Origin of the sequence: Pseudomonas sp. AP42 (genome assembly GCF_001728935.1) — a bacterium.
Taxonomy (GTDB): domain Bacteria; phylum Pseudomonadota; class Gammaproteobacteria; order Pseudomonadales; family Pseudomonadaceae; genus Aquipseudomonas; species Aquipseudomonas lactis.
In genome coordinates, this window is record NZ_LYSO01000082.1 from 16,114 (window position 1) to 27,768 (window position 11,655).

The following is an 11,655-nucleotide window of genomic DNA, read 5'->3' on the forward strand; positions in this document are numbered from 1 at the left end:
TAGTTACACGCAGGGAACGCCGTGTCCAAAAATGAAAAGCTGCTCGCCAAACTGCTCAATGAGCACATGGCATTTACCTGGTCTGAGCTCGTCACGTTATTACGCCGATTGGGATACACACAGATTGAAGGGGCCGGAAGCCGGGTCAAGTTCGACATGGGCGACCCCAGTGCAATGATCACCCTGCACAAGCCTCACCCCGGCAACGAACTGAAACACTACATTCGGCGCCAGATCATCGAACAATTGAAATCAGGAGAACTGATTCAGTGAACAACCAACTGAAACACAAAGGCTACATCGGCTCCATCGAAGCCAGCCTCGAGGACAACTGCCTGTTTGGTAAAATCCTGTTCATCAAGGCATTGGTGAGCTATGAAGGCAAAACTGTGGCTGAACTGGACGCAGCCTTCCGTGGCGCGGTGGATGATTATCTCGCTACCTGCCAGAGCCTGGGGCACACGCCGGAGAAACCGTGCAAAGGTTCATTCAACGTACGCGTCGGGCATGACTTGCATTTGGCCGCTGCCCTGGCGGCAAACCGTAAGAAAGTGACATTGAATGATCTTACGCGTCAGGCGCTGAACGAGTTTCTGCAGCATCATTACCCAGAGCCATGCCCAACGATTGGCTGACTAGCCCAACCGCCGGTAACCCAATACCGCCGAGCCCGCTACCACCGCCCCCGCTGCCAGCGCCACCCAGAACCCGCTGGTGGCACCAAAATGGTCGATCATCCACCCCGAACTGGCGGCGCCAATGGCCACGCCGATGCTCAGGCCGGTGATCAGCCAGGTCATGCCTTCGGTCAGGCGGCTGGCCGGGACGATCTGCTCCACCATGGCCATCGACACAATCAAGGTGGGCGCGAAGAACAGTCCGGAGATAAAGATGGCAGCGGCCAAGCCGGGAATATTGCTCACCAGCAGCAAGGGCAAGGTGGTCAACGCCGTGGCTACGCCGCAGTACAGGAACTGGCGTGGCAACGGTGCCTTGAGTTTGAGGGCACCGAAGGCCAACCCGGCCAGGCACGAACCAATGGCATACACCGACAGCACGATACTCGCCGCCGCCGGCTGGCCCTGATGCTGGGCGAAGGCCACGCTGACCACATCCACCACGCCGACAATCACGCCCATGGCCAGCAGCAGAATCATCAGGATCAATACCGACGGCGAAGCAATCAGCCAGCGACCGTGCGCGCCCTGATGCGCGTGTACCGGTGGCTCGGTTTGCCGTTGCAGCACAAAGGTGGTGACGCCCACCGCCAGCAACAGCGCCGCCACCAAGGGCCCGGCTTCTGGAAACACCGCCACGCTCAACCCCACCGATATGGGCGGGCCGATGATGAAGCACACCTCATCGAGTACCGACTCCAGGGCAAACGCGGTTTGCAGCCTGGGCTGGCCACGGTACAACTCGGTCCAGCGCGCCCGCACCATAGCGGACATATTGGGCATGCAGCCCGCCAGCGCGGCGAACAGAAACAGCGTCCAATTCGGCGCCTGCAACCGCGTACACAGCAGCAACATCAGTAGCGCCCCGCCGCCGATCAGCGCGGCAATTGGCAGCACCCTGCCCTGGCTGTAGCGGTCCACCCAACGTGACACTTGCGGCGCGCAAATCGCCGTGGCCAGGGCAAACACCGCCGCCACCGAACCGGCCAGGCCATAGCCGCCATGCACCTGGGACAGCATGGTGATCAGGCCGATGCCAGTCATGGATATCGGCATGCGTGCCAGCATGCCCGCGAGCACAAAGGCCCGGGCACCGGGGGCCTGGAATAATTCGGCGTAGGGGTTCGCCATGACGTTAATGCCTTCTTTCCTTCAAGTTGCGCAGCTTTTTATCACACCAACCGCTTGATCTGCTTATGCCGCCACACCAAGCGGTAATAGGCTATCTGCAACACCAGCATCGCCAGGTAGGTCACCGGAAATGCCATCCACACCCCTTCCAACCCGAAGTGGGCGTTGAACAGATAGGCCATTGGCAGTTCCACGCCGAGCACGCAGAAGATCGAGATCGCCACCGGCATCAGCACCACGCCGCTGGCGCGCATGATGCCGCCGATCACCGCCTGGAAGCCAAATACCAGAATGCTCCAGAGCATGATGTGCAGCAGGTGTTCGGCCCGCACCCGTGCGCTGTCGTCGGTGATGAACAGGCCCAGCAACCAGTGGGATAGCCCATAGCCGAGCACGATCAAGCCACCGGTGAGGCACAGGTTGATCACCAGCCCAGTGCGCAGGATCGGCCCGATGCGCTCCAGGCGCCCGGCGCCAATCGCCTGGGCACCGAGGATCGAGGCGGTGATGGCAATCGACAGCGCCGGGAACTGCACATAGTTGACGATCTGCGTCACCGCGCCATAGGCCGCCGTGGCCTGGGAGCCGTGGCCGTTGACGAGGGCCAGGATGACCAGCTCCGACAGCGATAGCACCACCATCTGCAAGCCCGTCGGCAGGCCGATGCGCAGGACTTTGCCGAGGATGACGCGGTCCAGGCGCAAGGCGGCAAGCAGCTCGCGGTCTGGCGCCATCACGTGGTTTTTGTGCCGCAGGCGCAGGATCAAAAACAGCATCGCCAAGGCGTTACCCACCAGCCCGGCATACACCGCACTCTGGATGCCCATGGGCGGCAGGCCGATCCAGCCACGAATCAGCGCAGGCGTCAGCAGCAAGCCCACCAGGGTGGAGACCATCAATGCCAGCAAAGGCGAAATCGTGTCGCTGACCCCGCGCAGCAGTTGGGTATACAGGATGAACACCAGCAGCAACGGCATGATCAACATCATCATCTGGGCGTAGCCCACCGCGTCGTCGAGCACGTCCACCGGGGTGCCCAACGCTTGCAACGCCGGGCGCGCAAACAGGCTGCCCAGCACGGCGGCGGCCAGGCCCACCAATGCGCCCAGGGTCAGGGTGGCACCGGTGATCGCCTTGACCATCCCGGTCTCCTGGGCGCCCCATGCCTGGCCGATCAGTACCGAGGCGCCCGCCCCCAGGCCGATCACCAGAGCGATGAAGAAAAACACGATGGGAAACATCCCCGACACCGCAGCCAACGCCTGGGTCCCAAGCATTTGCCCAACGTAAATGCCGTTGAGGGTACCGGAAAAGCTTTGCAGGAAATTGGACAGCACCATCGGTGCCAGGAACAACAGGTAGATTTGCCACAGCGGACGTTGCAAAGGGTTTTGCATGAAAAACGGGGCCTCGAATGACGAAAGCGTCTCAGGGTTATACCGTAACTGGATCCAATATGCTGTTGTGAAGGCTCGGGTTAACCCCCAAAGGTCTGCGAAGGCCTGCGCAACGTCGGATCAAACGGATTGAGGCGCGGCCCGATGGCCGCCGCCTCGCGTTTGAGCAACTCCACCACCATCGGCAAGCGGCTCGGCCCCAGGCGGTCGCTGATGGTCGCCACGCTCAATGCCGCGACCGCGTACCCGTCGCGGTTGAGGATGGGCACCGCCAGCCCCGCCATGCCTTCCAGCACACCAGTGTTGCGTGCCGCATAACCCAGGTTGCGCACGCTCTCCACTTCGGAGCGCAGCAGCACTTCGTCATACAGGTGGAAGTCCTTGAGCCGTGGCAGGTTGTAGCGGATCACCGTCTCGCGCTCTTCTTCCGGCAAAAACGCCAGGATCGCCAGGCTGCCCTGCCCCACGCCCAGGGCCACGCGCCCACCGATATCGCCGGTGAAGGTACGGATCGGGTACGGGCCCTCGCTGCGGTCCAGACAAATGGCGTCAAAGCCTGAGCGCGCCAGCAGAAACAGCGAGTCCCCCAGCGACGCGCTCAGGCGCAACAGGCTGGGGCGCACCAGGTCGCGCAGGTTGCCGGTCTTGCCTGCGTTGGCCGCCAACGCGAAGAACTCCAGGCTCAGGCGATAGCGTTTGCTGCGCGCATCCTGCTCAACCATGCCTTCGTCCATCAGGCTACGCAGCAGGCGATGGGTGGTGGGTTGGGACAAGCCCACCTGTTGGGCGAGCTGGGTAACCCGCTCGCCACCCTCCGGTACCTCCCCCAGCGCTCGCAGCACGGCAAACAGCCGGGACACGCTGCCCGCACCGATATCCTTACCGTCGTTATTCCGCTCAGTAGAATTCATCACACCTAATCTCGCTAATAATTCTGCTCAATGAATAAATCTTAAAATAGTAGTCCGCTGAGTGAAATTCTATCTTCCACCCATCCTAGTCTTCGTCCTAATCTGCGTCCACAGGGGCGAAATGAACAACAACCGGCAGCCGACTTGAGATCGAGCGCCAACGCACCGGCACCACTTTTCGCATCTGCCCAAAACAAGAAAGCGCGTATTTGACGCGACTGAATAAAGGTGGAAAGCAGACATGGCATTTCTCCAACTCAAGGCCTTGAGCAAACGCTATGGCGCCGTCGACGCGGTGGTCGCCACTGATCTGGCGGTGGAACAAGGCGAGTTCGTTTCCCTGCTGGGCCCTTCAGGCTGTGGCAAGACCACCACCCTGCAAATGATCGCCGGTTTCGTCGACGTCAGCGGTGGCCAGATCCTGCTCGACGGTCGCGACATTACCCACGCCAAACCCGCCAGCCGTGGCCTGGGCGTGGTGTTTCAGAGCTACGCGCTGTTCCCGCATATGAGCGTGCGCGACAACGTTGCCTTCGGCCTGAAGATGCGCAAGGTGCCAGCGGCCGACATCGCCACCCGCGTCAACAGCGTGCTGGAGTTGGTGCGCCTGGCTCAACATGCCGAGCGCTACCCCCGTGAGCTGTCCGGTGGCCAGCGTCAGCGCGTGGCCCTGGCCCGTGCGCTGGTGATCGAACCGCCGGTGTTGTTGCTCGATGAGCCGCTGTCCAACCTCGACGCCAACCTGCGTGAAGAGATGCAGTTTGAAATCCGGCGTATCCAGTGCGCGGTGGGCATCACCACCTTGATGGTGACTCATGACCAGGCCGAAGCCCTGTCCATCAGCGACCGCGTGGTGGTGATGCAGGCCGGGCGTGTGACCCAGATCGACGCGCCCTACAAGCTCTATGAACACCCGCGCACGCGCTTTATCTCGGACTTCGTCGGCAAGGCCAATCTGCTGGCCGGCGACTACGACGCACTCGGCATCCCTCAAGTGCGCCACGACGGCGGCGCAGGTGAACTGACCCTGAGCCTGCGCCCGGAAAAAATCCAACTGGTGGACGCGGGCACCGGGCGCATGCAAGGCGCAGTGCTGGACCGCTACTTTTTCGGCAGCCAATGGCTGTACCGCGTCCACACCGCCCTGGGCGAAATCACCGTGGTGCGCAGTAACGACGGTAGCGCGCCCTTGGCTAACGGCGCGGTGGTGGGCCTGCAATGGCAGGCCGATTTGCTGCGCGTACTGGCGGCCGATGAGGTGCACCCATGAGTCGCGGCTACCTGCTCTCGCTGCCGGCGCTGGTGCTGTTTGCCGGGCTTTTGATCATACCGCTGGGCCTGACCCTGGTGCTGTCGTTCAATGTGTTCGACTACCAAGTGGGCGTAAAGGCCGATGAGTGGACCTTGGCCCATTACGGGGCGCTGTTGAGCGACGCCTACTTCTACGAGATTTTCTGGCGCACCTTCTGGATCAGCGCCCTGGTGACACTGCTGTGCGTGGTGATCGGCGTACCGGAGGCCTACATTCTCAGCCGCATGGGCACGCCATGGCGCTCGATCTTCCTGATCGTGATCCTCACGCCGCTGCTGATTTCGGTGGTGGTGCGCGCGTTTGGCTGGAGCCTGCTGCTGGGTGCCGACGGGCTGATTAACCAAATGATCCAGGCCCTCGGCGGCAGTCCGGTGAAGCTGCTGTATACGCCATTCGCGGTGATCATCGCGTTGGTGCACGTGATGCTGCCGTTCATGATTATCCCGGTGTGGACCTCGCTGCAAAAACTTGACCCGTCGGCCGAACAGGCGGCGTTGTCCCTGGGCGCCAGCCAGGCCACGGTGATGCGCAAGATCGTGCTGCCCCAAGTGATGCCCGGTGTGCTGTCCGGCACCTTGATCGTGTTCGGTTTGGCTGCCAGCTCCTTTGCGATCCCCGGCCTGCTGGGTGGGCGGCGCCTGAAGATGGTCGCCACCGTGGTGTACGACCAGTACCTCTCGGAACTCAACTGGCCCATGGGCGCGACCCTCGCGGTGGCGCTGCTGTTGGTCAATCTGCTGATCATGCTGAGCTGGAACCGCATGGTCGAAGGCCGCTACAAAAAGTCCCTGGGGGTTTAAGCGCATGTCTAGAAACGGTCCTTTGGCCCTCGGTTTCCATGCCATGGTGGTGCTGTTCATGATGGCGCCACTGGTGGTGGTGTGCCTGGTGGCGTTCACGCCAGAGAACACCTTGAGCCTGCCCACGTCGGGCTTCTCCCTGCGCTGGTTTCGCGCGGTGTTCGAACGCGCCGACTTTATCCAGGCGTTCTATAACAGCCTGATCCTGGCCTTCACCGCCGCCACCCTGGCGACCCTGATCGCGGTGCCGGCGGCCCTGGCGATCAGTCGCTACTCGTTTGCGGGGCGCAACTTCTTCAGTGCGCTGTTCCTGTCGCCCATCATCATTCCGCACCTGGTGCTGGGGGTGGCGATGCTGCGCCTGTTTGCGCTGATGGGCGTGAACGGCAGCTTTACCTGGCTGATGCTCGCACACGTGGTGATCATCACCCCCTACGTATTGCGCCTGGTATTGGCGGCGGCCATCGGCATTGATCGCAGTGCCGAGCAGGCCGCCGAATCCCTCGGCGCCGGGCGCTTTACGCTGTTCCGGCAGATCACCCTGCCGATGATTTTGCCCGGTGTGGCCGGTGGGTGGTTGCTGGCGTTCATCAACAGTTTCGATGAAGTGACCCTGTCGATTTTCGTAAGCTCGCCGGCCACGCAAACCCTGCCGGTGCGCATGTACGTGTACGCCACCGAGTCCATCGACCCGATGATGGCGGCTGTGTCGGCGCTGGTGATCGCACTGACGGCAGCGACCATGATTGTGCTCGACCGGGTCTACGGCCTGGACCGCGTGCTGGTGGGGAAACACTGATGGCCTTGTTCAAGCGACTGAGCGAAACCCAACGCCCTGCCCTGGCCTTCACCCTCGACGACCAGCCCGCCACGGGATTGCTCGGCGATACCCTGCTGACCGCCATACTGACCTGTACCGAGCACCTGCGCAGCAGCGATTTCAGTGCCGAGCGCCGCGCCGGGTTTTGCCTGATGGGCGCGTGCCAGGATTGTTGGGTGCGCCTGGCCGATGGGCGACGGGTGCGCGCCTGTTCGACCCTGCTGGAAGAAGGCCAGACGATCAGCCGTGATCCGGGGCGCCAGCCATGAAGCCGGTAGTGATAGTGGGTGCAGGCCCGGCGGGGATCAGCGCGGCGCGCACCTTGCTCGACCATGGCATCACACCGTGCCTGGTGGATGAGAGCCCGCGCGGTGGCGGGCAGATTTATCGGCGCCAACCCCCAGGGTTCCAACGCACCGCCCGGCAGATCTACGGGTTTGAAGCGCGCAAGGCCCAAGCCGTGCACCAAACCATGGATGAACTGGCAGCGCTGATCGACTACCGGCCGGACACCTTGGTGTGGAATGCCGAGGACGGTCGCTTGGACATGCTCAATAACGGGCGCGCCGACAGCCTCGAATACGCGCAGGTCATCGTCGCTACCGGCGCCACCGACCGCATCCTGCCGGTGCCAGGCTGGACGTTACCCGGTGTCTACAGCCTGGGCGCGGCGCAAATCGCCTTGAAGTACCAAGGCTGCGCGATTGGCGAACGTGTGGTGTTTTGCGGCTCCGGGCCGTTGCTCTATTTGGTCGCTTACCAATACGCAAAGGCCGGTGCCAAGGTGCTGGCGGTGCTCGACAGTGCACCGCTGAGCGCCCAATGCCGTGCCTTGCCGGCGCTGCTCAGGCAACCGGCGACCCTGGCCAAGGGCATGTATTACCGCGTCTGGCTGACCGCCCACGGGATTCCCGTGCATCAGGGCGCAATGCTCAAGCAGATCGATGGCGACCAACGGGTACGAGGCATTCGCTGGGGCGAGCAGACCCTGCCATGCGATGCGGTGGCCTTCGCCCATGCCCTGCGCAGCGAAACGCAACTGGCCGATCTGCTCGGCTGTGAGTTTGCCTGGAACCCCCTCAACCGCGCCTGGCTGCCGCAACGTGACAGCGCCGGGCGCAGCAGTGTCGAAGGGGTGTACCTGGCAGGCGACGGCGCCGGAATAATGGGCGCCGATGCTGCGCAAATGGCCGGCGAGTGTGCTGCGCTGGCGCTGCTGGAGGACACCGGTGTCGTGGTCGATCAGCGCCGCCGCGTCGCGCTGGAACGGCAGTTGGCGCGTATCCAGCGCTTTCGCCAGGGCCTGGAAACCGCCTTCCCCTTCCCCGAACACTGGGCCGCGCAGGCGCCCGATGACCTGATCCTGTGCCGCTGCGAAGAGGTCAGCGTCGGCGAGGTGCGCGCCGTGGTGGATGAAGGCCACTGGGAAATCAACCGGGTCAAAGCCCATTGCCGCGTCGGCATGGGCCGCTGCCAGGGGCGAATGTGCGGGTTGGCGGCGGCGGAAATCGTGGCCGAGCGTAGCGGGCGTGACCTCCCCCAAGTTGGGCGCTTGCGTGGCCAGGCACCGATCAAGCCGCTGCCGTTTGGCGTGCAGGTGCAGCCATGATCGACGTCATCGTCTTGGGGGGAGGCATCGTCGGGGCTTCGGCGGCCTTGATACTCGCCCAGAAAGGCCAGCGTGTGGCCCTGGTAGAACGGGATTTTTGTGGCTCGCATGCAAGCGGCGTCAATTACGGCGGCGTGCGGCGCCAGGGGCGGCCCTTGCATCAGTTGCCGCTGTCGCAACGCGCCCATCAACTGTGGGCCGACCTGCCCGGGTTGATTGGTATCGAGGGTGAATACGTGCGCTCCGGGCATTTGAAGCTGGCACGCAGCCTTGGGGATTTTGCCGCACTGCAAGCCTACGCCGAGCAGACCCGTGGCTTCGACCTGGGCTTGCAGCTGCTGGACCGCAGCGAGTTACGCAGGCGTTTCCCCTGGGTGGGCGACGTGGCAGTGGGCGCCTCGTTGTGCCCCGATGACGGGCATGCCAACCCGCGCCTGGTGGCCCCGGCCTTTGCCCGTGCCGCCCAGCGCCATGGCGCTGCGGTATACGAGCAAGCCGAAGTAATCGGCATCGAGCACGACAGCCGGCTGTTCCAGGTGCACTGCGCCAACGGCCTGCACTTGCAAGCGCCGTGGCTGCTCAACTGCGCGGGCGCCTGGGCCGGCAAGGTCGCCGCGCAATTGGGCGAACCGGTGCCGATCATCTCGGCGCACCCGGCGATGCTGGTCACCGAGCCGCTGCCGGGGGTGATGACCGTCAGCACCGGCGTCGAGGGTGGCGGCATCTATGCGCGGCAAGTCGCCCGCGGCAATTGCATCCTCGGCGGCGGGCGCGGCTTTGCCCTGGGCCCGCAGCAGGCCAGGCCGGGCCAGGCGGCGGTGCTGGAGATTCTGCGCAACGCCGGCGAACTCTACCCGTTTCTTCAGGGTGCCCAGGCCATTCGCACCTGGAGTGGCACCGAAGGTTACCTGCCCGACCACGAACCGGTGATCGGCCCCAGCAGTACCCAACCTGGGCTGCTCCACGGTTTCGGCTTTGCCGGTGCCGGGTTCCAGCTCGGCCCCGCCGTCGGTGAAGCCTTGGCAGAGATCGTCTGCGACGGCGCCAGCCGCCAACCCATCGAAGCGTTTTCCATCCGTCGTTTCCAAGCCTGAGAGGAAAAACCCCATGCAATCACGTCTCGCGTTGTCCTGCTTGTCCCTCGCCTTGCTCACCGGCACGGCCCATGCCGCCCCCACGCTGTACCTGGGCATGAACGGCGGCACCATGGAACGGGTGTACGCCGACAAGGTGCTGCCCGCCTTCGAAAAGGCCAATAACGTCAAGGTCGTGATCGTACCTGGCACTTCCTCGGACATCCTCGCCAAGGTTCAGGCCAACAAGGCCAACCCGCAGATGCATGTGATGTTCCTCGACGACGGCATCATGTACCGCGCCATCTCCATGGGCCTGTGCGACAAGCTCGCGCCGAGCCCGCCGCTGGAACAGATCCCGGTCAAGGCCCGAATCAAGGACGAAGCCGTGGCCGTGACCCTGGGCGTCACTGGCCTTGGCTACAACGCCAAGATGTTCAAGGACAAAGGTTGGGCCGCGCCCACCTCATGGATGGACCTGGCCGACCCGCGCTTCAAGGACAAAGTGGTGTTCCAATCCCTGGCCTCCTCCACCTTTGGCCTGCATGGCTTCCTGATGTTCAACCGCATCCAGGGTGGCGATGAAACCCATGTGGAACCGGGCTTCAAGGCCTGGCCTAAGACCGTTGGCCCCAATGTGCTGGAATACATCGCCAGCTCCGCGAAAATCTCCGAGATGGTGCAGACCGATGAGGCCGCGATCTTCCCCCTGACCCCGACCCAGGTCGCCACACAAAAGCTGCTCGGCATACCGATGGAGTACGCGCAGCCCAAAGAAGGTGCGGTGGTGCTCAACGTGGCCGAATGCGTGATCGCCCGCAATGACGAGCCGGAACTGGCGCAGAAGCTCGCAGCGTTCTTGCTGACCGCCGAGGCCCAGGCGCCGGCGTTGGAAGAAGGTGACCAGATCCCGTCGAACCCGAGCACCCCCACCACCGATAAAACCCGTGCGCGGGTGGAAGCCATGCAGGGTTATCTGCAAACGGCCATTTCGATTGATTGGGACCAGGTCAACCAGGCACGGCCAGAGTGGAATGCGCGGTGGAGTCGCTCGATTGAACGTTGAGGCTTAGCCCTGCGCAATCAGGGCCAGTTCTTCGCGGGTGCGGCTGATCTGTGCACCGGCCTTGAGCAATTCGTCGACGGCCTGTACACCGCCCTCCTCGCTGATGCTGCGGCACGCCGGCAAGTGCAGAACGACGTGCAGGCCGGCCTTGAGCAATTGCAACGCGGTGGTCTTGACGCAGTAATCCAGCGCCAGGCCGCCGACGATCACGCGAGCCACGCCGTGGGCCTTGAGGTACTCGATGACGCCGGTGGACAGCTTGTCGTGCAGGTCGTGGTAACAGGCGCCGTAGGGGTGCAGGTCGGGTTCGACACCTTTCCAGATGAAGTAGTCGTAGTCATAGGGCGCGGGCAACTCATCGAGCAGGGTGAACCCCTCGGTGCCCGGCACGCAGTGGCTGACCCACGTCACATCGGCATGGGCCAGGCCGGTGGGTTGCAGCATCTCGCTGTGCTGCGCGACCACCCAGGGCGCGTGGGGGGTGTGGGCGTCCTTGCTACCGATGCGGTGGCCGGCGAGGCTGGCCATGTAGTTGAGTTCGGCACCAATGTGATCGCCACCGACTACCGGCAATTCGTTGGGGCATAAAGGTGTGAAGCTCTTCTGGGCGTCGACGTCGAATGAAGCGATGGCGGCTTTCGAAAGGCTCATGGTCGTTCTCTGGTGGTCTGCACGTACGACCGCCTCAGGGCGAGCGTAGAAAAGGTGAAGTATGGGGTAGTTTACTGCGTGGATCGATGCGTTGCTGACTCACCCTATTCTCAAGAACGCTGAAGTTCAAAGGTGGGCTTGCCTGCGATGACCATAAGTATCTACACAACGCTGTAACGGTGGACGGTAACCACGATGCGAAGCGAGT

At 63.1% G+C, this 11,655-nt stretch carries 13 protein-coding genes; 9 read left to right on the forward strand and 4 right to left on the reverse strand.

The window, feature by feature from the left end; genetic code table 11:
- Positions 1–21: 21 nt before the first annotated feature.
- Positions 22–273: a type II toxin-antitoxin system HicA family toxin gene (locus A7K61_RS22380; protein WP_014718823.1), complete on the forward strand. Its 252-nt coding sequence runs from the start codon at positions 22–24 to the stop codon at positions 271–273.
- The gene (locus tag A7K61_RS22385; protein ID WP_014718824.1) at positions 270–635 is read left to right on the forward strand and encodes a type II toxin-antitoxin system HicB family antitoxin; all 366 of its coding nucleotides are present in this window, start codon (positions 270–272) and stop codon (positions 633–635) included. The genes A7K61_RS22380 and A7K61_RS22385 overlap by 4 nt, the downstream gene beginning before the upstream one ends.
- Here the strand turns inward: A7K61_RS22385 and A7K61_RS22390 are convergent, their stop codons facing one another.
- The 3 genes from A7K61_RS22390 to A7K61_RS22400 all read right to left on the reverse strand — a co-directional run bounded on the left by A7K61_RS22390 (position 636) and on the right by A7K61_RS22400 (position 4,116).
- Positions 636–1,808 (reverse strand): MFS transporter, encoded by a 1,173-nt coding sequence (locus A7K61_RS22390; protein ID WP_069558401.1) that lies wholly within the window; start codon positions 1,806–1,808, stop codon positions 636–638.
- Between the two features lie 41 nt (positions 1,809–1,849).
- A complete protein-coding gene (locus tag A7K61_RS22395) occupies positions 1,850–3,205 on the reverse strand; it encodes an MATE family efflux transporter (protein WP_069558402.1) in 1,356 nt (451 codons plus the stop codon).
- Positions 3,206–3,285: 80 nt separating this feature from the next.
- Positions 3,286–4,116 (reverse strand): IclR family transcriptional regulator, encoded by an 831-nt coding sequence (locus tag A7K61_RS22400; RefSeq protein WP_047711102.1) that lies wholly within the window; start codon positions 4,114–4,116, stop codon positions 3,286–3,288.
- 241 nt (positions 4,117–4,357) lie between these two features.
- On the opposite strand from A7K61_RS22400, the gene A7K61_RS22405 reads away from it, so the two are divergent.
- Genes A7K61_RS22405 through A7K61_RS22435 form a run of 7 tightly spaced genes read left to right on the forward strand, consistent with a single transcriptional unit; the run spans position 4,358 to position 10,796 of the window.
- Positions 4,358–5,386: an ABC transporter ATP-binding protein gene (locus tag A7K61_RS22405; RefSeq protein WP_069558403.1), complete on the forward strand. Its 1,029-nt coding sequence runs from the start codon at positions 4,358–4,360 to the stop codon at positions 5,384–5,386.
- A complete protein-coding gene (locus tag A7K61_RS22410; protein WP_044274508.1) occupies positions 5,383–6,228 on the forward strand; it encodes an ABC transporter permease in 846 nt (281 codons plus the stop codon). Before A7K61_RS22405 ends, A7K61_RS22410 begins: the two co-directional genes overlap by 4 nt.
- Before the next feature lie 4 nt (positions 6,229–6,232).
- Positions 6,233–7,027 (forward strand): ABC transporter permease, encoded by a 795-nt coding sequence (locus A7K61_RS22415; protein WP_044274510.1) that lies wholly within the window; start codon positions 6,233–6,235, stop codon positions 7,025–7,027.
- Positions 7,027–7,317, forward strand: coding sequence for a (2Fe-2S)-binding protein (locus tag A7K61_RS22420; RefSeq protein ID WP_069558404.1), 291 nt, complete (start codon positions 7,027–7,029; stop codon positions 7,315–7,317). Before A7K61_RS22415 ends, A7K61_RS22420 begins: the two co-directional genes overlap by 1 nt.
- Positions 7,314–8,657, forward strand: coding sequence for an NAD(P)/FAD-dependent oxidoreductase (locus A7K61_RS22425; RefSeq protein ID WP_069558405.1), 1,344 nt, complete (start codon positions 7,314–7,316; stop codon positions 8,655–8,657). The genes A7K61_RS22420 and A7K61_RS22425 overlap by 4 nt, the downstream gene beginning before the upstream one ends.
- Positions 8,654–9,751 carry an FAD-binding oxidoreductase gene (locus A7K61_RS22430; protein ID WP_047711107.1) on the forward strand — a complete coding sequence of 366 codons (1,098 nt, stop codon included), beginning with the start codon at positions 8,654–8,656 and terminating at the stop codon, positions 9,749–9,751. Before A7K61_RS22425 ends, A7K61_RS22430 begins: the two co-directional genes overlap by 4 nt.
- A gap of 13 nt (positions 9,752–9,764) precedes the next feature.
- Positions 9,765–10,796, forward strand: coding sequence for an ABC transporter substrate-binding protein (locus A7K61_RS22435; protein WP_047711108.1), 1,032 nt, complete (start codon positions 9,765–9,767; stop codon positions 10,794–10,796).
- 3 nt (positions 10,797–10,799) lie between these two features.
- On the opposite strand, the gene A7K61_RS22440 is transcribed toward A7K61_RS22435, so the two are convergent.
- Positions 10,800–11,447: an isochorismatase family protein gene (locus tag A7K61_RS22440; RefSeq protein ID WP_069558406.1), complete on the reverse strand. Its 648-nt coding sequence runs from the start codon at positions 11,445–11,447 to the stop codon at positions 10,800–10,802.
- Positions 11,448–11,655: the final 208 nt, after the last annotated feature.

What these genes read in the sequence shown, in the direction of transcription:
- A7K61_RS22390 (WP_069558401.1), bottom strand. Translation starts at nt 1,808, where the DNA reads ATGGCGAACCCCTACGCCGAATTATTCCAGGCCCCCGGTGCCCGGGCC.
- A7K61_RS22395 (WP_069558402.1), bottom strand. Translation starts at nt 3,205, where the DNA reads ATGCAAAACCCTTTGCAACGTCCGCTGTGGCAAATCTACCTGTTGTTC.
- A7K61_RS22400 (WP_047711102.1), bottom strand. Translation starts at nt 4,116, where the DNA reads ATGAATTCTACTGAGCGGAATAACGACGGTAAGGATATCGGTGCGGGC.
- A7K61_RS22405 (WP_069558403.1), top strand. Translation starts at nt 4,358, where the DNA reads ATGGCATTTCTCCAACTCAAGGCCTTGAGCAAACGCTATGGCGCCGTC.
- A7K61_RS22410 (WP_044274508.1), top strand. Translation starts at nt 5,383, where the DNA reads ATGAGTCGCGGCTACCTGCTCTCGCTGCCGGCGCTGGTGCTGTTTGCC.
- A7K61_RS22415 (WP_044274510.1), top strand. Translation starts at nt 6,233, where the DNA reads ATGTCTAGAAACGGTCCTTTGGCCCTCGGTTTCCATGCCATGGTGGTG.
- A7K61_RS22420 (WP_069558404.1), top strand. Translation starts at nt 7,027, where the DNA reads ATGGCCTTGTTCAAGCGACTGAGCGAAACCCAACGCCCTGCCCTGGCC.
- A7K61_RS22425 (WP_069558405.1), top strand. Translation starts at nt 7,314, where the DNA reads ATGAAGCCGGTAGTGATAGTGGGTGCAGGCCCGGCGGGGATCAGCGCG.
- A7K61_RS22430 (WP_047711107.1), top strand. Translation starts at nt 8,654, where the DNA reads ATGATCGACGTCATCGTCTTGGGGGGAGGCATCGTCGGGGCTTCGGCG.
- A7K61_RS22435 (WP_047711108.1), top strand. Translation starts at nt 9,765, where the DNA reads ATGCAATCACGTCTCGCGTTGTCCTGCTTGTCCCTCGCCTTGCTCACC.
- A7K61_RS22440 (WP_069558406.1), bottom strand. Translation starts at nt 11,447, where the DNA reads ATGAGCCTTTCGAAAGCCGCCATCGCTTCATTCGACGTCGACGCCCAG.